The 16,974-nt window shown below is 70.8% G+C and carries 24 protein-coding genes and 1 tRNA gene; 12 read left to right on the plus strand and 13 right to left on the minus strand.

Going from position 1 to position 16,974, the window contains the following annotated elements:
- Window positions 1-17: 17 nt before the first annotated feature.
- Window positions 18-206: a hypothetical protein gene (locus tag ACZ5UI_RS01400; RefSeq protein WP_464193462.1), complete on the minus strand. Its 189-nt coding sequence runs from the start codon at window positions 204-206 to the stop codon at window positions 18-20.
- A gap of 94 nt (window positions 207-300) precedes the next feature.
- On the opposite strand from ACZ5UI_RS01400, the gene ACZ5UI_RS01405 reads away from it, so the two are divergent.
- From ACZ5UI_RS01405 to ACZ5UI_RS01425, 5 genes are all read left to right on the plus strand, one after another.
- Window positions 301-371 (plus strand) — tRNA-Gly (locus tag ACZ5UI_RS01405).
- Between the two features lie 143 nt (window positions 372-514).
- Complete coding sequence (locus tag ACZ5UI_RS01410; protein ID WP_464193464.1) at window positions 515-760, plus strand: DUF3467 domain-containing protein; 246 nt, start codon at window positions 515-517, stop codon at window positions 758-760.
- The gene (locus ACZ5UI_RS01415) at window positions 757-984 is read left to right on the plus strand and encodes a hypothetical protein (protein WP_464193466.1); all 228 of its coding nucleotides are present in this window, start codon (window positions 757-759) and stop codon (window positions 982-984) included. The genes ACZ5UI_RS01410 and ACZ5UI_RS01415 overlap by 4 nt, the downstream gene beginning before the upstream one ends.
- Before the next feature lie 30 nt (window positions 985-1,014).
- A complete protein-coding gene (locus tag ACZ5UI_RS01420) occupies window positions 1,015-1,368 on the plus strand; it encodes a type II toxin-antitoxin system PemK/MazF family toxin (protein WP_464193468.1) in 354 nt (117 codons plus the stop codon).
- A gap of 43 nt (window positions 1,369-1,411) precedes the next feature.
- Window positions 1,412-1,975, plus strand: a complete 564-nt coding sequence (locus ACZ5UI_RS01425; RefSeq protein WP_464193470.1) for a hypothetical protein — start codon at window positions 1,412-1,414, stop codon at window positions 1,973-1,975.
- Here ACZ5UI_RS01425 and ACZ5UI_RS01430 read toward each other — a convergent pair.
- From ACZ5UI_RS01430 to ACZ5UI_RS01440, 3 genes are all read right to left on the minus strand, one after another.
- On the minus strand, window positions 1,972-2,508 hold the full coding sequence (locus ACZ5UI_RS01430; protein WP_464193472.1) for a DUF4177 domain-containing protein: 537 nt from the start codon (window positions 2,506-2,508) through the stop codon (window positions 1,972-1,974). The two genes, ACZ5UI_RS01425 and ACZ5UI_RS01430, sit on opposite strands and share 4 nt — an antisense overlap.
- Window positions 2,509-2,642: 134 nt before the next feature.
- A complete protein-coding gene (locus ACZ5UI_RS01435) occupies window positions 2,643-3,566 on the minus strand; it encodes a hypothetical protein (RefSeq protein WP_464193474.1) in 924 nt (307 codons plus the stop codon).
- On the minus strand, window positions 3,563-4,171 hold the full coding sequence (locus tag ACZ5UI_RS01440; protein ID WP_464193476.1) for a hypothetical protein: 609 nt from the start codon (window positions 4,169-4,171) through the stop codon (window positions 3,563-3,565). Before ACZ5UI_RS01440 ends, ACZ5UI_RS01435 begins: the two co-directional genes overlap by 4 nt.
- Window positions 4,172-4,234: 63 nt before the next feature.
- On the opposite strand from ACZ5UI_RS01440, the gene ACZ5UI_RS01445 reads away from it, so the two are divergent.
- Window positions 4,235-5,041, plus strand: coding sequence for a tyrosine-type recombinase/integrase (locus ACZ5UI_RS01445; RefSeq protein WP_464193478.1), 807 nt, complete (start codon window positions 4,235-4,237; stop codon window positions 5,039-5,041).
- Window positions 5,042-5,220: 179 nt separating this feature from the next.
- Here the strand turns inward: ACZ5UI_RS01445 and ACZ5UI_RS01450 are convergent, their stop codons facing one another.
- The 7 genes from ACZ5UI_RS01450 to ACZ5UI_RS01480 form a co-directional block, all read right to left on the minus strand.
- Window positions 5,221-5,505: a hypothetical protein gene (locus ACZ5UI_RS01450; protein ID WP_464193480.1), complete on the minus strand. Its 285-nt coding sequence runs from the start codon at window positions 5,503-5,505 to the stop codon at window positions 5,221-5,223.
- Between the two features lie 232 nt (window positions 5,506-5,737).
- Window positions 5,738-5,977 (minus strand): hypothetical protein, encoded by a 240-nt coding sequence (locus ACZ5UI_RS01455; protein WP_464193482.1) that lies wholly within the window; start codon window positions 5,975-5,977, stop codon window positions 5,738-5,740.
- Between the two features lie 83 nt (window positions 5,978-6,060).
- Window positions 6,061-6,858, minus strand: coding sequence for an enoyl-CoA hydratase/isomerase family protein (locus tag ACZ5UI_RS01460; protein ID WP_464193484.1), 798 nt, complete (start codon window positions 6,856-6,858; stop codon window positions 6,061-6,063).
- A 19-nt stretch (window positions 6,859-6,877) separates the two neighbouring features.
- Complete coding sequence (locus ACZ5UI_RS01465; RefSeq protein WP_464193486.1) at window positions 6,878-7,102, minus strand: hypothetical protein; 225 nt, start codon at window positions 7,100-7,102, stop codon at window positions 6,878-6,880.
- A 25-nt stretch (window positions 7,103-7,127) separates the two neighbouring features.
- On the minus strand, window positions 7,128-8,237 hold the full coding sequence (locus tag ACZ5UI_RS01470; protein WP_464193488.1) for an ABC transporter permease: 1,110 nt from the start codon (window positions 8,235-8,237) through the stop codon (window positions 7,128-7,130).
- 5 nt (window positions 8,238-8,242) lie between these two features.
- Window positions 8,243-9,796 carry a sugar ABC transporter ATP-binding protein gene (locus ACZ5UI_RS01475; protein WP_464193490.1) on the minus strand — a complete coding sequence of 518 codons (1,554 nt, stop codon included), beginning with the start codon at window positions 9,794-9,796 and terminating at the stop codon, window positions 8,243-8,245.
- On the minus strand, window positions 9,793-10,803 hold the full coding sequence (locus ACZ5UI_RS01480) for a 3,4-dihydroxy-2-butanone-4-phosphate synthase (protein WP_464193492.1): 1,011 nt from the start codon (window positions 10,801-10,803) through the stop codon (window positions 9,793-9,795). Before ACZ5UI_RS01480 ends, ACZ5UI_RS01475 begins: the two co-directional genes overlap by 4 nt.
- A gap of 113 nt (window positions 10,804-10,916) precedes the next feature.
- On the opposite strand from ACZ5UI_RS01480, the gene ACZ5UI_RS01485 reads away from it, so the two are divergent.
- The 6 genes from ACZ5UI_RS01485 to ACZ5UI_RS01510 are packed head-to-tail and all read left to right on the plus strand — an operon-like array spanning window position 10,917 to window position 16,007.
- Window positions 10,917-11,822 (plus strand): acetaldehyde dehydrogenase (acetylating), encoded by a 906-nt coding sequence (locus tag ACZ5UI_RS01485; RefSeq protein WP_464193494.1) that lies wholly within the window; start codon window positions 10,917-10,919, stop codon window positions 11,820-11,822.
- Window positions 11,819-12,823 (plus strand): 4-hydroxy-2-oxovalerate aldolase, encoded by a 1,005-nt coding sequence (dmpG, locus tag ACZ5UI_RS01490; RefSeq protein WP_464193496.1) that lies wholly within the window; start codon window positions 11,819-11,821, stop codon window positions 12,821-12,823. Before ACZ5UI_RS01485 ends, dmpG begins: the two co-directional genes overlap by 4 nt.
- Window positions 12,816-13,598, plus strand: a complete 783-nt coding sequence (locus ACZ5UI_RS01495; RefSeq protein ID WP_464193498.1) for a 2-keto-4-pentenoate hydratase — start codon at window positions 12,816-12,818, stop codon at window positions 13,596-13,598. Before dmpG ends, ACZ5UI_RS01495 begins: the two co-directional genes overlap by 8 nt.
- Entirely contained in the window at window positions 13,595-14,533 is a 939-nt protein-coding gene (locus tag ACZ5UI_RS01500; RefSeq protein WP_464193500.1) for a VOC family protein, read from the plus strand. Before ACZ5UI_RS01495 ends, ACZ5UI_RS01500 begins: the two co-directional genes overlap by 4 nt.
- The gene (locus ACZ5UI_RS01505) at window positions 14,530-15,384 is read left to right on the plus strand and encodes an alpha/beta fold hydrolase (RefSeq protein ID WP_464193502.1); all 855 of its coding nucleotides are present in this window, start codon (window positions 14,530-14,532) and stop codon (window positions 15,382-15,384) included. Before ACZ5UI_RS01500 ends, ACZ5UI_RS01505 begins: the two co-directional genes overlap by 4 nt.
- A complete protein-coding gene (locus tag ACZ5UI_RS01510) occupies window positions 15,381-16,007 on the plus strand; it encodes a glutathione S-transferase family protein (protein WP_464193504.1) in 627 nt (208 codons plus the stop codon). The genes ACZ5UI_RS01505 and ACZ5UI_RS01510 overlap by 4 nt, the downstream gene beginning before the upstream one ends.
- Here ACZ5UI_RS01510 and ACZ5UI_RS01515 read toward each other — a convergent pair.
- Both ACZ5UI_RS01515 and ACZ5UI_RS01520 read right to left on the minus strand, forming a co-directional pair.
- A complete protein-coding gene (locus ACZ5UI_RS01515; RefSeq protein WP_464193506.1) occupies window positions 16,002-16,652 on the minus strand; it encodes a TetR/AcrR family transcriptional regulator in 651 nt (216 codons plus the stop codon). The two genes, ACZ5UI_RS01510 and ACZ5UI_RS01515, sit on opposite strands and share 6 nt — an antisense overlap.
- Window positions 16,649-16,954: a hypothetical protein gene (locus ACZ5UI_RS01520; RefSeq protein WP_464193508.1), complete on the minus strand. Its 306-nt coding sequence runs from the start codon at window positions 16,952-16,954 to the stop codon at window positions 16,649-16,651. Before ACZ5UI_RS01520 ends, ACZ5UI_RS01515 begins: the two co-directional genes overlap by 4 nt.
- Window positions 16,955-16,974 lie beyond the last annotated feature (20 nt).

Consider the following 16,974-nt stretch of genomic DNA (forward strand, 5'->3'; position numbering starts at 1 on the left):
TAGTGCGGTCCGGCGGCTCAGCCGCACGCTCCCCCGCCGCCGAAGTGGAAGCTCTGGGCGCCCTTGGTGGCGACGACGTCGATGCCGAGCGTCCCGATGGCGCGGAAGCGCCAGCCGTTCCACCTGGCCACGGGCCCGCCGGGGCATTCCGGCATGTACGGCGGCTGGTCGCGCGCGCTCAGCGCCGCGTTGGCCTGCCGGAACACGCGCTTGGCCTCGCCACAGGAGATCTTGCGCAGCCTGAGGTTCCTCGCAGAAGGGGACAGACGCCCACTAGTATCGACGCTTCGCGCTGCACCCGCGGGATTAGTTCATCGGTAGAACGCGAGCTTCCCAAGCTCGAGAGACGGGTTCGATTCCCGTATCCCGCTCTGACGGAAGCCCGGGCCTCTACCGGGCTTTCGTCGTTTCTGGGGCCGGTCGAGGTACCAATGAGGTACCAATCCTGTCTGACGACGGTGTCTGGCATCATTCGCGTACATGAGCGGAGCGCGGCGTGGGTGACGGCCGGCCGATGGAAGCGATTCCCCGCGTGCACGCGAACGCGATGCAGGCGCTGGGCGGGCCGTTCGACCTAACTCTGGAATTCGGCTACCGGTCGGACCCGGTAGCCGAGCCAGAACCGCAGGCCCGGGTCACGATGAGCTGGGAACACGCGAAGGCCATGGCGAAGGCATTGGCAGACGTGGTGGAGATCTACGAACAGCAGATGGGCACGGTGCCCGACGCGACGTCAGTTCGGCAAGAGGAGAGGCCATGAGCATTGCAACGAGCCACGCCGAGGAGCAAGGCGGCGTGATCGTGGAGCCGTACCGCCACTACCGGTTCGACGCGGGTAGGACGACGACGCGGACCGACACGCCCGACCTGCTCGGCGCATTCCGGTCAGCAATGGAGTCCGCCGGCTGGAACGAGCTGGATGCGCTGTCTGACGGGGCCCACGCGGACCTGTTCGAGGCGAGTAAGGCGTCCCTGCCCGAGTAGCAGGCACCTCGACCTGCGTTCGGCCTGGCCTTGTCCGCGCCCGGCTTTCCCAAAGGCTTCCCTCGACGCGGCGAGATCTACTGGGCGCCGATGGACAAGGTGCGGCCGGTCCTGATCGTCTCGGCCGACCCCGGCAACCAGCACTCCAACGCGGTCGTCGTCGCCGCGTTGACCACCACGATCCCGAAGCACAAGCAGCCGACCAACGTGCACCTTGCGGCCGGCGACCCGCTCCCCGAGGCTGGCGAGGTCTTGTGTCGTTCGCTCTACACGCTGACGAAGGAAGCTCTGGCCGGGTACCGCGCGGACCTTTCCCCAGATCAGATGGCGCAGGTCGACACCACGCTCTGCCGCTCGCTCGGTCTGCCTCAGCCGCCAGCATGACGCGCCCCGCAGTCTCTTTCCCGGCCACTGCTCGGTACTCGCCGTGGAACTCGCGTTAGCCATTCTCGCGCTGGGCGTTGCGGCCTATGGCGCGTGGCTCTCGACCAGGAACTTTCGCTGGCAGCGACGTCTCGACGAGCGGCGTAGAACGAGCGACATTGAGATCACCCTGGAAGAGCAACGCGGCCTCGGCGACGGACCGCTAGTCGTCGGCGAGACCCTGCCGACGCTGCACCTCCTAACCGTTGGCGTGATCAATCGAGGCGAGGAGCCCGTCTACGTCCATGAGATCCGCCTGCAGTCACAGAAGGCGTCCCCGATGACAGTGGTGGTGCGTCGCGGCGAGGGGACGACAGAGGTGCGCCCCAAAGACCAAGAGGCGTTTGTCCTCGAGCTCGACGGCCACCAAGCCTTCGAATGGGACCAGTCGTTCCGCGCCATCGTGAGCTTGGCGGACAAGCAAATCTTTGCATCCGATTACGGAGCCCTAGGCGCTGTCCCATGTCACGGAATGCCGATCACCATTCGCGACCCCGACGCGGTGCCCGCTGATGAGGTCCAGTGCGTCCGCCTCGGTGACCTCGTGGATGACATCGAACAGCCCTAGCGGACGGGCCGCTCGAACGTCACTAGCAGCCCCGATGTTCCGCCCGGCCCCACACGACCGCCGACGTTCGCCGACGTGATCGTCTTGAGCTGCCAGCCGTGCAGCGCGTACTTGTTGAGGAGTTCCTGCAGCGAGTCGTGCTTGATCTTGTCGCCGAACATCGTCTCGCGCGCGATCTCGACGCGGTACTGAAACCGCTGCTCAGGAGTCGCCGCGGTGGGAGGTGCAGCCGGGCCTCCGTGTGCCTGCAGCCATTCTGGCGGCGGGCCGGTGGACTCGGCTGGCGCCTGCTTGATCGCGCGGACTTCGCGCTCGCGTTCCAACTCGCGCTGCGCGACGTCCTTGGCGCGTTGGACCAAACCCCGCTTTTCCCCAGGCGTCTCCTGGCCGCCGTGGTCTCCGGGGGCACCAAGCGGGTCGACTGTCTGCTCGTGGTTGTCGACGACGTGCTCGGTCCAGCGGGTGCCGTTGTGGAACCGGAGTTCGTGGCGACCAGTCGGGTCGGGCTGCCAGCCTTCTTGTGGCTCGCTCATGGCGCGACGCTACCGACTCACGAGCAACTCGCGGTTCCACGCACCCGCCAGGACTCTGCCGACAGCGTTTGAACCTGCGACAGCGACAGGATCTGCACCTACGGCGGAGGCAGATCGCAGAGCCTGTAGGTGGCCTATCCCAGCCGGCGCAGCGACGCGGGATCGAGAGGATGGGCTGCCCGCGCCTCGTGCAGTTTCATCACGATTGGTCGGATCATCGTCGTGAACGAGCGGTGGTGCGGCATCAACGCCGAGATCGCGTTGCCAACATGCAGCACGGCCTCTTCTACGACGGAAAAGCCCCAGTGCACGTATTCGGCTCGGATCAGAGGGTCGGGATGTGGCCCGCACGCCATGAGGCGCTCGTCGTTGGAGTAGGCGTCCGACATGCCGGACCGGCGGTTGTGCGAGATACGGGAGAGGACCTCGTAGATCGCCCTTGACATGTCGCTGACCTGCTGCGGATTGGGGCCCTTGGACAGTCGTTTGATCGCAGCGACCGCTTCGTTGTCGCCAGCCGCGCGGGCCGCGGCAAGTGACTGCGCCGCCCCCTTGTTCACCCGAGCATGCTGTCGTGCACCCGCGGCCCGCATCTCGGTGGGACGTAGCCACTCATCGTCAAGCCATCTGCGCATCAATCCCGGCTCCTCGGAATCCCCGAGAACGCTGAGCATGCGGGTCGCCTCGTGCAAGGTCCGACCGACTGGCGCGACCTCCGCACCGAACCCTGAACGGAGAAGCGAGATCAACGCGCGCGCAAGTCCGATGCATCGACCAGCGACCCGCCAGGTAGCCGCTTGTCGGGTGTCCGCGTCGAGGTCGAGATCGGACTTGTCCGCGACCCACTGCTGGAGATCGGCGAGGTAGGACACGGCCTCGTCGCAGACTCCGAGGTGCACGTCGATGCGCGGCTGGATCACGGCATTAAGCGCCGCGTTCCGCACCAGCGCAGCAGCCCGCGCATCGATCACATCCTGTGGGAGCTGCCGGGGCCGAAGGTAGGTGTCGAACTCCGGTAGCCCGGACGGGCCGGCAGGCGCGTCGGGCGGAGCGCTCAAGCAGCCTGCTTGTGCTGGCGAAGGCCGAGTGCGTAGCTGCCGAGTTCGTCGCCGTTGAGCAGCCCACGTTCGCGGCACCGCATCACGAGCTTCCGCGACTGAGCCTCGCTCACACCGAACTCGCCAGCCAGACGCCCGTGCAGCCCCCCGCCATCGCGGCGAAGGCTGACGTACTTCTCCGCAACCGCGAGGTAGTACCCGTCACCCGCGCGAGCCAGCGGAGGCGCCATGGGGTCGAAGCCGTACTCGGCCGGGAACTGCGAGAAGACCTCGCCGCCGAAGTCGGAGGTCATCTCGCACTCCTCGCGCCAGAACGCGAGCGCCCCACGTGGTGACAGCGCTCGGTTTGCCAGATCCAGCGATGGAGGGGCCTCCGGGGTCGTGACTTCGAGGTGCAGCTCGCGGTCTCGCCAAGGTGGAAGTCCCGTCGGCCACTGTCGCTGTTCGGCGACCACGGGCGCGCCGGCGATCGTCTCGACCCTGTAGCCGACGGTCCACACACCGTCCCCCACTTCGGCGTAGACCCAGGTCTCGCGTCTACGAATCGCTCCCAGCCGAGTCTGGTGTTGACCGTCGACCCAGACCAGCTCGGGGCGAGATGTCATCGCAACCGTTCCGATCTTCTGGGATCGCTGGAACGCGGTCCTCGCGCGGCGAGCATGCCGTCCATGAGCGCTAACGCTATCCACGAGGTCGGAGCGAATCTCCGGATCGAGCGTCGCGAAGCTGGCCTCTCCCAGCAGGCACTCGCGCAGCGCGCGAACTGCTCGCTCTCGATGGTGCGACTCCTCGAGCCCGCCGAGGTCGAAGCGGTGGCCAGGGAGGCGATCCCCGGCCCGTACCAGCAGGTCGACCGAGCGATGTACGTCGTGGCTGCGATGACCGGGCTACGCCAGGGCGAGTTGATCGCCCTTCGCTGGCGCGATGTCGACTGGCCGGCGGCGCGCATCCGCGTCCGCCAGAACTACGTTCTCGGCGAGTTCGGCACGCCCAAGAGCCGCAGGTCGACCCGCAGCGTGCCGATGGCCGACCCGGTCGCCGCCGCGCTCGACCAGGTGTTCAAGGCGTCGGACCGGCAGGGCGACGATGACCTCGTGTTCGTCGATCCGATCAGCGGCGGGCCGCTCGCGAAGGCGGGCATCCTCCGCCGCTTCCGCAAGGCGCTGCGTGCCGCCCGCCTCGACGATTCGCACGTCTTCCACGACCTGCGCCACACGTTCGGCACCCGGATGGCCGCAGCTGGGGTGCCGATGCGGACGCTGCAGGAGTGGATGGGGCACCGGGACATCGGTACGACGCAGCGGTACGCGGACTACGCGCCAGCGCACGAGGCGGCGATGATAGGACGGGCGTTCAGTGCCGCCCCATCCTCAATAGAGGGGGAAACGGCTCTCGTCGTCGAGACGGTAATGGACTCGGACGTAGGTGCCACGACCGACGAGGACGCTGATCGCCACGACCGCGATGAGGGCTAGCCACACGACGGAGACTCCGGCGATTGCGAGTGCAAGTAGAACCAGCGCCATCTGAAAGCCGAAGACAACCCCTCTCCAGGGTTCCTTCACGAGCAGGTAGCAAAATCGATCGAACGCATTGCGCTCGTTGAAGTTGTCCCCGCGCTCACTGCCCGCGGGCCGTTGAAGGCCGGTGATGTTCACGCGGTGATGACCTTGCTTGCGTAGGCCACGAATGCCACTACGCCCAAGGCTACCCCGAAGGCGAAGCCTGCACCCATACCTCGATTGATCATGTCGGCACGCTCATCAGGATCAACCCTGCTGGTAAACGCAAGAGCGAGCGCCGCGCTGCCGCCGCCGGCGCACGAACCCAACCCTAGGCAAGACGCGAATGCGATGAGGCCGTCAACGACCGCCTTGCCCGTGGTGACCGGCGGATTCGCGCAGCGACAAACAATGGTCTGGGCGAGGGTGGCTAGCACCGCGCCAACCTACATTGAGCGTCAAGTATTGAGCGGTCGAGGTACCAACCGGGGTACCAACTTGAGCGAACCTCACCCCACCTGAGCACACCTCTCGTGGCTCAGGAAAGCCAAGAACGCCTGTCGTGATGCCGTTCGGCGGGTTCGATTCCCGTATCCCGCTCTGACGGAAGCCCGGGCCTCTACCGGGCTTTCGTCGTTTCTGGGGCCGGTGAGGCGGGGCGCGGCCGGCTCAGAGCTCGTCCCTGGCCTGGTCGGGGATGATCCAGAAGGTCGTGTTGGTCGCGGTCGCGACCTCCTCGTGGGCCAGCGCCGGCGTGCGCTGCGACAGCGCGCGCAGCGTCTGCGCGACCGTCGCGGGATCGAGGCCGGCCCGCCCGGCGATCGCCGCGGTCGTGTGATCCTCGATCGGCGTCTCGGGGCCGCGCAGCGCGGCTTCGAGGACCTGGCGTTCGGTGTCAGTCAGAGCCATGCGACCAGAGTCTGCCGCATCGGGCCGAGTGGCATTTTCTGCCTCACCAACGGAGGCAAAATGCCACTCGGCGGGGGCGGGGCTCAGCGGCCGGTGTAGTTCGGGGCGCGCTTCTCCTTGAAGGCGGTCATCGCCTCGGAGAAGTCCTCGGTGCGGGTGGAGAGGATCTGGGTGCGGTTCTCCAGCTCGACCGCGGCGCGCATCGACGGGGCGTCGACGTTGGCGGCAAGCACCTGCTTGGTCATGCGCACGGCCCACGGGGAGTTGGCGGCGATCTGACCGGCCAGCTCGAGCGCGGCGTCGAGGAGCTCGTCGGCCGCGACGATGCGGTTGACCAGGCGGACGTGCTCGGCCTCCTCGGCCCCGATGAAGCGGCCGGTGAGCATCAGCTCGCTGGCCAGGCCGAGGCCGACGATGCGGGGCAGGAGATAGGAGGAGCCCAGGTCGCAGCCGGAGAAGCCGATGCGGACGTTGGCCATGTTGAACCGCGCGACGGGGCTGGCCAGGCGGATGTCGGAGCACAGGCTGAACACCAGGCCGGCGCCCGACGCGACGCCGTTGACGGCGGCGATCACCGGGATCGGGACCTCGCGCAGGGCGACGCACATGCCCCCGAACAGCTCCTGCAGGTCGTAGGCGTGGACGGTGTCGTCGGGATCCAGGGAGGCCGGGTCCTTGATGTCCAGGCCGGCGCAGAACGCGCGGCCCGCGCCGGTCAGGACGATCGCCCGGATCTCGTGCTGGTGGCGCAGCGAGCGGAACGTCTCCTCCAGCCCGCGGACCATCGCCCAGTTGACCGCGTTGAGCCGCTCGGGGCGGTTCAGGGTCAGCAGCCGGACCCCCGGCGCCACCTCCTCGAAGCGGAAGGTCTCGTCGTCCATCGCGGTGCTCTCCTCGGGCTCAGGGCAGCCGCCACTGCGCCTTCGTCTCCGTGGCGCGCAGCAGGACGACCGCACTCGGGTTGATGTGCAGGGGGGACTCGCCGGTCTTGGCGTCGACCAGGCGGATCAGCCTGTCGCCGCTCATGGCGGCCTCGACGATCGCGGCGAAGGCGTCGGGCTCGGCATCGACGGTCAGCCAGGGGGCCGATCCGCCGAGCAGGTAGGTGACCTGGGTGGCGCTCATGGCGCCCAGTCTCGCGCGCCCCGTTCTAGGACGGGGCCGCGGGTGCTTCGGCCGGCGGATCGGCTCGTGGTGGCGATTCCTCGTTCTGGCGCAACCGGGTGCGCAGCACGGCCCAGCGGGCACGGATCGCGTTCTGGCCGAAGCCGGTCAGCGCGACGGCGGCGATCAGGACGGTGCCCTCGAACAGCTGCGGGGTCCAGATCGGGCCGCCGGCGACCAGCAGGCCGACGTCGCCGGTGCCCAGCAGCAGGACGGCGATGACCGCGCCCCACGGGTTGAAGCGGCCGCGGCAGAACTGCGTGGCGCCCAGGAACGCGGCCGAGAAGGCCGGGATCAGGTACGACGGCCCCGCGTCGGGAGAGGCGCTGGAGACGCGCGCGGTCAGGACCATGCCGGCGAAGCCCGCGATGACCGCCGACACGACGAAGGCCAGCACGCCGAGCTTGTTCGTCGAGATGCCGGTCAGGCGCGCGGTCTCGCGGTCGAAGCCCATCGCGTAGAAGTGCCGGCCGGTCTGGGTGCGCTGCAGCCAGTAGGCCAGGATCAGCATCGCGGCGATCATGTAGAAGACCGGCAGGGTGATGCCCAGCAGCTGGGTGCTGGCCAGCTTGCTGAAGCCCTCGCCGACGCGCCCGGTGATCGTCTGGTTGCCCGAGACCCCGAGCGTGATCGCGTAGAGGATGCCTCCGGTCCCGAGCGTCCCGATGAACGAGTCGACGCCCAGGCCGATGACCACGAAGCCGTTGAGCAGGCCGATGCCCACGCAGATCAGCAGCGTCACGACGGCGCACATGACGGGGCTCATCGTCGTCTTGTCCAGCAGCTCGGCCACGATGATGCCCGACAGCCCGAGCGTGTAGCCGATCGACAGGTCGTAGTAGGAGCAGGCCAAGGGGATCACCAGGCTCAGCGCCATCAGGCCGGTGACCGAGTACTGGTTGAGGATCGACTTGGCCGTCGTCCAGGTCGGGAACGTGTCGCTGGCGATGATCGAGAACAGGATGATGATCGCGATCCACACGTAGATCGCGCCGATGTTCTTCGGCGACAGGATCGCCCCCAGGGAGCGGTGACGCGACGGGACCTCGGGCGGCGCCTCGGCGTCCGCTGCCTTGGTCGGTGTGCTCGTGGCCATCGATGTCACCCGGCTCCTACCTCGTTGGTCGCGTATGGCGTTGCTGCTCCCACCGACTCCAGAAGGAGCCGGTGCTCGGTGAGCCCGTCGCCGGACAGCTCGGCGGCGATCGATCCGTCGCGCAGGACCAGCGCGCGGTCGCACAGGCTCACGATGTCCTCCAGGTCGCTCGAGCACAGGACGACCGACAGCCCCTGCTCGGCCTGCTCGGCGATCAGGCTGTAGATCGCCTGGCGGGCGCCCACGTCGACGCCCGCGGTGGGCTCGTCGAGCACCAGCACCTTGGGCTCGGCGTGCAGCCAGCGCCCGAGGATCACCTTCTGCTGGTTGCCGCCGCTGAGCAGCCGGTACAGCCGGTCGGGATCGGCCGGGCGCACGTCGAGCGCCTGCATCCACTGGTTGGCGCCGCGTCGCTCGCGGGCGTGGAACACCCGCCCCATGCGGCTGTAGCGGCCCAGCGCGGCCAGCGTCAGGTTCTCGCGCACGGAGAAGTCGGCGATCGCGCTGTTGGGCTGCGTGTTGCCCAGCGCCAGCTTCAACCCCGCGGCGATCGTCGTGTGGGGCGTGATCACCGGCAGCGTGCGCCCTTCGATGATCAGCCGCCCGCTCTCGGGGAGGACCGCGCCGGCCAGCGTGCGGGCCATCACCTCGCGCCCGGACCCGGCGACGCCGACGATGCCCAGGACCTCGCCCCGGCGCAGGTCGAAGGAGACGCCGTCGATGCGCTCCGCGGTCAGGCCGCGCACGCTCATCGTCGTCTGGTCCGACGGCGCCGTCGTGCGGACCGGGCGCTCCCAGCTGGTGGCCAGCTCGCGCCCGACGATCATCTCGATCAGGTCCTCGCGCGTGAGCCCCTCCATGTCGGCGGTGGCGCGCAGCTTCCCGTCGCGCAGGACCGACACGCGATCGGCGATGTCGAAGATCTCGTCCAGGCGGTGGGACACGTAGATCACCGCGATGCCCTGGCGCGTCAGGTCGCGCACGAGCGCGAACAGCTGGCGCACCTCGGCGGCGGGCAGCGAGGAGGTCGGCTCGTCGAGCACCACGAGCGGCACGTCGGCCTCGCGCAGGCCGCCGCCGCCCGGGGGCGGGCGCAGCGCCCGGGCGATGGCCACCGCGCTGCGCTCGACCGGCCGGCAGTCGGCCAGCGGGCACCAGATGTCCATCTCGATGCCCAGGCGGGCCAGGAGCGAGCGGGTCAGCTCGGCCTGCGTGCCCCAGTCGATGAACTTGCCGCGCGCGAAGCCGCCCTCCAGCGCGATGTTCTCGACCGCGTTCATCTGCGGGATCACGCCGAGCTTCTGGTGCACGAAGCGCAGGCCGATGTCGGCGCTGGCCTGGGGCGAGCCGAGCGGCAGGCGCTCGCCGCGCACCAGCACGTCGCTGCCGGGATCGGGCAGGTACACGCCGGCCAGCACCTTGATCAGCGTCGACTTGCCCGAGCCGTTCTCGCCCAGCAGCGCGTGCACCTCGCCCGGGCGCACGGACAGGCTCACGTCGTCCAGCGCCTTCTGCCCGGGGAACGTCTTGGTCACCGAGAGGACATCGAGGGCGTTCATGCCGCCACCACCTCCAACCCGAACCAGCGCAGGTCGCGCGCGGCCAGGCGCTCGTTGGACGAGAGGACGGCGCGGCCGACGCCGAGGTCGCGCAGGATCGCGGCCACCTCGGTGGTCAGGTCCTCCTCGGCCAGCGCCCGGTCGGCGCGCGCGCAGGTGCCCGACGCGCTGCCGTGGTAGATGACGATCCCGCCGACGGACTGCACCTCGCGCATCGCGGTGCGCAGGCGCTCCCCACAGCCGCAGGCGGCGCCGCCGAAGACGTCGCTGACCTGGCAGCGGCGGTGCACGTGCACCCGGCGCGAGACGGCGTCGGGGCTGGCCACGAACGCGACGTACTCCTCGCCGGAGCGGGTCCCCTCGTAGCCGATCGCGGTGAAGCGGCCGTCGCGCGTGGGCAGCGCGGTCTCGACGATCCGGGTGACGTCGGGGTCGAGCGCGGCCTGCAGGTCGGCCAGCGTGATCGCCTGGACGCCGACCGGCGGGCGCTCGCCGTCGATCGCCTCGCAGCAGGCGGCCACCGGCGCGCAGCCGGCCAGCGCGACCGCGCCGATCATCGCCCGCCAGGGCGCCTGGCGCTCGCCGCGCGCGGCGCCGGCGGCGACGGGCGCCACGTGGCCGGGGATCGCGAAGCGCGACGGCGGGGTGGCGGGATCGGCCAGCGCGCGCAACGTGTCGGCCCGATGCGTCGGATCGCCGGGGCGGATGCGCCCGTGCAGGGCGAGCGGTGCGTGGGTGGAGCCGAACACGCCGGGCAGCTCGGGGATGCCCAGCTCGCGCAGCCGGCCCGGGTCCATCACGGCGCACACGGTGCCGCGACCGTGGCGGTCGACGAGCGCCAGGTAGGCCGGGCCGACGCGGTCGGCGGCGCAGAGGAGGAACCCGCGCCGCCGCGCCCCGTCGATGAGCAGGAGCGGGCGGCCCACGGCCAGCGCGTCGAGCGCCGAGTCGATGCTCGACGGCTCGCGCGACCGTTCGGTGCGCGTCGTGGTGGCGATGTGGTCCATCCGTTCTCTCTCCTCGTGACACCGGCGGCCGGTGGGTCCACACGAGCCCCCCGACGCCGATATCATGACACCAGGTTATCGCCCGGGGGAGCTCTGTGGAAGGACAAAACGGTTTGCGTCGGATCGAGGTCGCGATCATCGGCAGCGGCAACATCGGCACCGACCTGGCTGCCAAGCTGCTGCGCAGTCAGACGATGGATCTGCGCTGGATGGTCGGCGTCGATCCGCAGTCCGACGGACTGGCCCGGGCCCGCGCCCAGGGCATCGAGACGTCGGCTGAGGGACTGGACTGGCTGCTGGCTCAGCCGCGCCTGCCGCAGCTCGCGTTCGACGCCACGTCGGCGTCGGCGCACCGCGTGCACGCACCCCAGCTGGAGGCCGCGGGCATCCAGTCCGTCGACCTGACGCCGGCGGCGATCGGGCCGTTCGTCGTGCCGGTCGTCAACCTGGGCGAGCATCTGGACGCGCCCGATCTGAACCTCATCTCCTGCGGTGGCCAGGCCACGATCCCGATCGTCGCGGCGGTCAGCCGCGTGACCGCCGTGCCCTACGCCGAGATCGTCGCCTCCGTCTCGTCGCGCTCGGCCGGCCCCGGCACGCGGGCCAACATCGACGAGTTCACGCAGACCACCGCCCGCGGCGTGGAGCTGGTCGGCGGTGCGCGCCGCGGCCGTGCGGTGATCGTGCTCAACCCGGCCGAGCCGCCGCTGCTGATGCGCGACACCGTCTACGCGGCGATCGCGCCCGACGCCGATCGCGACGCGATCACCGCGTCGGTCGTGGCCATGGTCGACGAGGTCGCCGCCTACGTGCCCGGCTACCGGATGGTGGCCGAGCCGCAGTTCGACGAGCCGCGCCCCGACTGGGACGGCAACGCGCGCGTGACCGTCCTGCTCGAGGTCGAGGGCGCGGGCGACTACCTGCCCCGCTACGCCGGCAACCTCGACGTGATGACCGCGGCGGCCGCCGCGGTGGGCGAGCGGCTGGCCGCCGGCCGCCGGGCGGCGGTGAGCGCATGAGCCAGGTCGAGATCGTCGACACCAGCCTGCGCGACGGCAGCCATGCGATGTCGCATCGGTTCACGGTCGAGCAGGTGCGCGCCGTGGTCGCGGGGCTGGACGCCGCCGGCGTGCCGATCATCGAGGTCACCCACGGCGACGGCCTGGCCGGCTCGACGTTCAACTACGGCTTCTCGGCCGTCGACGAGCTCGAGCTGATCGCCGCCGCGGTCGACGCCGCCACCCAGGCCCGCATCGCGGTGCTGCTGGTGCCCGGCATCGGCACGGTGGCCGACCTGCGCCGGGCCCGCGACGCCGGCGCCGCCGTGGTCCGCGTGGCCACGCACTGCACCGAGGCCGACGTGGCCATCCAGCACTTCGGCATGGCCCGCGAGCTGGGCATGCAGACCGCGGGCTTCCTGATGCTCAGCCACATGGCGCCGCCGGCCGAGCTGGCCCGCCAGGCGCAGATCATGGTCGACGCCGGCTGCCAGACGGTCAACGTCGTGGACTCCGCCGGCGCGCTGATCCTCGACGAGGCCTCCGACCGGGTCGCGGCGATCCTCGACGCGGTGGGCGACGAGGCGCGCGTGGGCTACCACGGGCACAACAACCTCGCGCTCGGCGTGGCCAACTCGATCCTCGCGCAGCGCGCGGGCGCGGCCAGCATCGACGGCTCGGTGCGCGCGCTGGGCGCCGGTGCGGGCAACTCGCCGACCGAGGTGCTGGTCGCGGTGTTCGACCGCCTCGGCGTGCAGACCGGCATCGACCTGCCGGCCATCCTGGCGGTGGCCGAGGAGGTGATGCGGCCGATCATGCTGCGCGAGCCGGTGATGGACCGCAGCTCGATCATGCTCGGCCACGCCGGCGCGTACTCGAGCTTCCTGATCCACGCCGAGCGCGCCGAGGAGCGCTACGGCGTCCCGGCCCACGAGATCCTCGCGGAGGTCGGCCGCCGCCGGTACGTGGGCGGCCAAGAGGACATGATCATCGACGTGGCGCTCAGCCTGCGCGATGCCTGACGTCCATCGGCTGGCCGAGCGCCTCGACGCGGCCTGGACCCAGCGCACGACGATCCCGCCGCTCGGCGAGGCCGGAGAGCTGGACAGCGTCGAGGAGGCCTACGCGGTGCAGCAGGCCTGGGCGCGCCGGCGGGTCGAGGCCGGCGACACGCGCGTCGGGCGCAAGATCGGCCTGACCAGCCCCGGGATGCAGCGTCAGATGGGCGTCGCCGAGCCCGACTTCGGCGACCTGTGGGCCTCGCGGCGCTTCGACGGCCCGGTGCTGCCCCACGAGACCTTCATCCAACCGCGGGTCGAGGGCGAGGTCGCCTTCCTGATGGAGCGCGACCTGCGCGGCTCCGACGTCGACGAGGCCGACGTGCTGGCCGCCGCCTCGGCGGCCGCGCTGGCCATCGAGATCGTCGACAGCCGCATCGCCGACTGGCGCATCGCGCTGGTCGACACCGTGGCCGACAACGCGTCCTTCGGCGGGTTCGTCACCGGCGCGTGGTCCGACGCGCTGCTGGACGCCGACCTGCCGGCCGTGCCGTTCCAGTTGGCCCGCGGCGACGAGGTGCTGGTCAGCGAGACCGGGGCGGCCGTGCTCGGGTCGCCGCTGACCGCCGTCGCGTGGCTGGCCCGTCGGCTGTCGGCCTTCGGCGAGGGCATCGCCGCGGGCGACATCGTGCTGTCGGGGTCCTTCGGCGGTGCCGTGCCGGCCCGGGCCGGCGACGCGTTCACGCTGTCCAGCCCGGGTCTCCCGTCCCTGTCCCTCCGCTTCGAGGTCACGTCATGATCCTGCGCCTGGCCCACGTCGAAGTGGGCGTGGCCGACCTGTCCCGCGCCCGCGCCTTCTACGTCGACCTGCTCGGCTTCCACGAGGCCGAGGCCGACGCCGACGCCGTCTACCTGCGAGGCGCCGAGGAGTTCGACGCCTGGAGCCTCAAGCTGCGCGAAGACCGCGGAGGCGGCCTGGTGCACAGCGCGTTCCGCGTGTCCGATCCCGCGGACCTCGACGCGCTGGAGGCCACCCACCGCGCGCTCGGGCTGCCGACGCAGCGGGTCGGTGCCGACGTCGAGCCCGGCCAGGGGGAGGCGCTGCGCGTGCGCAGCCCCGACGGGCACGCGCTGGAGTTCTTCCACGACTTCACCGAGATCGACCCCTACGTCGACGGCCGCCTGCTGATGCCGATGCGGCGCGGACACATGGGGGTGCCGCCCGCGCGCCTGGACCACGTCAGCCTGCGCGTCCCGTCGGTCCCGGACGCGCTGGGCTACTGGACGCAGACGCTGGGCTTCTCGCCGTCGGAGTACTGGCTGGACGACGCCGGCCACCCGCGTATCGCGTGGCTGCGGCGGCAGACGCGCTCGCACGACGTGGCGCTGGGCAGCAACGAGGCCACGGCCTTCCACCACATCGCCTACGCGGTGGCCGAGCCGGGCCACCTGCTGCGCGCCGCGGACATCCTGGGCGACGCCCGCCAGCAGGGCCAGCTCGAGTTCGGTCCCAGCCGCCACGGCGCGACCAACGCGTTCGCGATGTACATCCGCGACCCCGACGGCAACCGCCTCGAGCTCTACAACGGCGACTACTCGCGCGACCTGGACCGCCCGCCGCTGCTGTGGCGCCCCGATGACTACGCGCGCCAGGGCCACTCGTGGTGGGGCGACCCGCCGCCCGAGCTGTTCCACGAGACGAACCCGCTGATCGAGGACGGCTGGCCGCGGTGAGCGCTCCCGCCCTGTGGCCGCAGCTGATGCGCACGCCGCTGCGCCAGTCGTTCGTCCCCGCGGCCGGGGTCGACACGCGCGTCGTCGAGGCCGGCGCGGGACCGCCGCTGGTGCTCCTGCACGGCACTGGCGGGCACGCCGAGGCCTACCTGCGCAACCTGGCCGCGCTGAGCGAGCACTTCCGCGTGATCGCCTACGACCTGCCCGGTCACGGCTTCTCCGACGGGCCGGGTCAGCCGTACACGCTCGATGTCTACGCCGAGCACCTGGCCGCGCTGATGGACGCGCTGGGTCTGGAGTGCGCGCACCTGTCGGGCGAGTCGCTCGGTGGATGGGTGGCCGCCTGGGTGGCCGCGCACGACCCCGACCGCGTCGACCGCCTGGTCCTGACCACGCCGGGCAACGTGACCAGCAAGCCGGAGACGATGGCCACGGTGCGTGAGACGACCATGCGCGCCGTCGCCGAGGCGTCGCGGGAGACGGTGCGCGCGCGGCTGGAGTGGCTGTTCGCGCCCGAGAACCGCCACCTCGTCACCGAGGAGCTCGTCGACGTGCGGCTGGCCATCTACTCCCGGCCGGGAGCGCTGGAGCGCATGGGCGACGTGCTGGTGCTGCAGGAGCCCGAGACGCGCGCCCGCTACGCCTGGGACGCGCGCTGGACGGGGCGGATCACGGCGCCGACGCTGATCATCTGGACGTCGGACGATCCGACCGGCACGATCGACGAGGGCCGCCTGCTGGAGCGCTGGATCCCCGGCGCACGGCTCGTGTGCATCGACGGCGCGGGACACTGGCCGCAGTGGGAGACCCCCGCGGAGTTCGACCGATACCACCTGGAGTTCCTGCGATGACGCCCACGCTGTGGAGCAACCCCGACTCCTCCAACGCCCTGAAGATCCGCTTCCTGGCGGCGGAGCTGGGCCTGGACTACGAGATCCAGCCGATCTCGATGGACCGCCCCCGGCCGCAGGCCTACCTGGCGCTGAACCCGATCGGCGGGATCCCGACGCTCGAGGACGACGGCCTGGTGGTCAGCGAGTCGCACGCGATCCTGCGCTACCTGGCCACCCGCGCGGGCCGCACCGACCTGTACCCCGACGACGCGCGCGAGCGGGCCGTGGTCGACGAGTTCCTGGAGCGCTTCAACACGCGACTGCGCAGCGCGCTGTTCCGCGTCGAGGCGCCCGCGCTGGGCTGGGCGCTGGCCGACGGCTTCGACCCGGCGCGCGCCGATCCCGCCGCCGCGGCCGAGGCGGCCGCCGCGGTGGCCGGCGAGATCGACCTGCTCGAGCGCGTGGTCGGCGACGACTTCACCGTGCTCGGCCGCTTCACGATCGCCGACTGCGCGATCGCCCCGGTGCTGCACCGCTTCGGGCCCGGCGGCATCGACCTGAGCACCCGGCCGCGCCTGCGCGCGCTGCGCGACGGGTTGCTGTCGCGGCCCGCCTGGGCCGCCGCGCAGCCCGGACTATGAGCCGCCGACGCCGCCCAGCCCGGTGCCGAGCAGCCGGCTCATGAGGTCGGCCAGCTCCTCGTCGGAGTGGTCGTCCCAGCCCAGCACGATCTTCGTGTAGACGGGCCGCTCGAAGGCGGCGACCACGAGGTCGGCGGTGATCTCCGTGTCGACCTTCGCGTCGATCATGCCGCGCTGCTTGCCGTCCTCGATCACCCGGACCATCTCGCTGCGCGACTTGTTGTGCAGGGCCATCCACGCGTCGGTGAACTCGGTGCGCGGCTCCAGCAGCTCCCACCAGGCCCGGAAGATCGGCGCGTACTCGCGGTACACGGCCAGGTAGGCCAGCACGCTGTCGCGCACGATCAGCCGGCCACCGTCGTCGGCGGGCATGCGCGTCTCGCGGTGCAGACGCTGGGTCAGGTCCTGCAGCAGGCAGCGGAAGACGTCGCTCTTGTCCTCGAAGTACTGATAGACGGTGCCCGAGGCCATGCCCGCGTTCTCGGCGATGTCGAGGATCGTCGTGTCGGCGAACCCCTTCTTGCCGAACACCGTCATGGCCGAGCGCAGGATGCGGCTGCGCGTGCGCTGCCCGCGGGCCGACGTCGCGTCGGAGCGCCCGGGCGCGGGCGACCAGGCGATCGGGCCCTTGCTGGGCGCGGTCATCGCCGGTAGAGCCCCATCAGCGCCAGCCGCTCGACCTGCGCGGCGACGACCTGCAGATCGCGCTCGGGCAGCCACCCGGCGGCCTCCATGAGCACGTACTGGTTGACCACGTCGGAGATCAGCAGCGACGCCTCGTGCAGGTCGTCGATCTCGATCAGCGTGCCCAGCTTGGCGGCCAGCAGGTCGGCCACGTCGGCGCGCAGGACGCGGCGCGTCTCGGCCTCGGTGGTGCCGGCCCGGGCCAGCTCCTGCACGGCGCGGATCACGCCGCGGTGCTCGCGGGCGACCTCCATCCAGGCCACCAGCTGGCCGCGGAAGGTCT

It is taken from the genome of Conexibacter sp. JCM 18997 (assembly GCF_055391915.1).

Excerpts from the sequence above, each read along its gene's own strand:
- ACZ5UI_RS01460 (WP_464193484.1), bottom strand. The coding sequence starts at position 6,858 with ATGGACGACGAGACCTTCCGCTTCGAGGAGGTGGCGCCGGGGGTCCGG.
- ACZ5UI_RS01410 (WP_464193464.1), top strand. The coding sequence starts at position 515 with ATGGAAGCGATTCCCCGCGTGCACGCGAACGCGATGCAGGCGCTGGGC.
- ACZ5UI_RS01465 (WP_464193486.1), bottom strand. The coding sequence starts at position 7,102 with ATGAGCGCCACCCAGGTCACCTACCTGCTCGGCGGATCGGCCCCCTGG.
- ACZ5UI_RS01440 (WP_464193476.1), bottom strand. The coding sequence starts at position 4,171 with ATGACATCTCGCCCCGAGCTGGTCTGGGTCGACGGTCAACACCAGACT.
- ACZ5UI_RS01480 (WP_464193492.1), bottom strand. The coding sequence starts at position 10,803 with ATGGACCACATCGCCACCACGACGCGCACCGAACGGTCGCGCGAGCCG.
- ACZ5UI_RS01455 (WP_464193482.1), bottom strand. The coding sequence starts at position 5,977 with ATGGCTCTGACTGACACCGAACGCCAGGTCCTCGAAGCCGCGCTGCGC.
- ACZ5UI_RS01445 (WP_464193478.1), top strand. The coding sequence starts at position 4,235 with ATGAGCGCTAACGCTATCCACGAGGTCGGAGCGAATCTCCGGATCGAG.
- dmpG (WP_464193496.1), top strand. The coding sequence starts at position 11,819 with ATGAGCCAGGTCGAGATCGTCGACACCAGCCTGCGCGACGGCAGCCAT.
- ACZ5UI_RS01500 (WP_464193500.1), top strand. The coding sequence starts at position 13,595 with ATGATCCTGCGCCTGGCCCACGTCGAAGTGGGCGTGGCCGACCTGTCC.
- ACZ5UI_RS01515 (WP_464193506.1), bottom strand. The coding sequence starts at position 16,652 with ATGACCGCGCCCAGCAAGGGCCCGATCGCCTGGTCGCCCGCGCCCGGG.
- ACZ5UI_RS01495 (WP_464193498.1), top strand. The coding sequence starts at position 12,816 with ATGCCTGACGTCCATCGGCTGGCCGAGCGCCTCGACGCGGCCTGGACC.
- ACZ5UI_RS01510 (WP_464193504.1), top strand. The coding sequence starts at position 15,381 with ATGACGCCCACGCTGTGGAGCAACCCCGACTCCTCCAACGCCCTGAAG.
- ACZ5UI_RS01475 (WP_464193490.1), bottom strand. The coding sequence starts at position 9,796 with ATGAACGCCCTCGATGTCCTCTCGGTGACCAAGACGTTCCCCGGGCAG.
- ACZ5UI_RS01415 (WP_464193466.1), top strand. The coding sequence starts at position 757 with ATGAGCATTGCAACGAGCCACGCCGAGGAGCAAGGCGGCGTGATCGTG.
- ACZ5UI_RS01470 (WP_464193488.1), bottom strand. The coding sequence starts at position 8,237 with ATGGCCACGAGCACACCGACCAAGGCAGCGGACGCCGAGGCGCCGCCC.
- ACZ5UI_RS01430 (WP_464193472.1), bottom strand. The coding sequence starts at position 2,508 with ATGAGCGAGCCACAAGAAGGCTGGCAGCCCGACCCGACTGGTCGCCAC.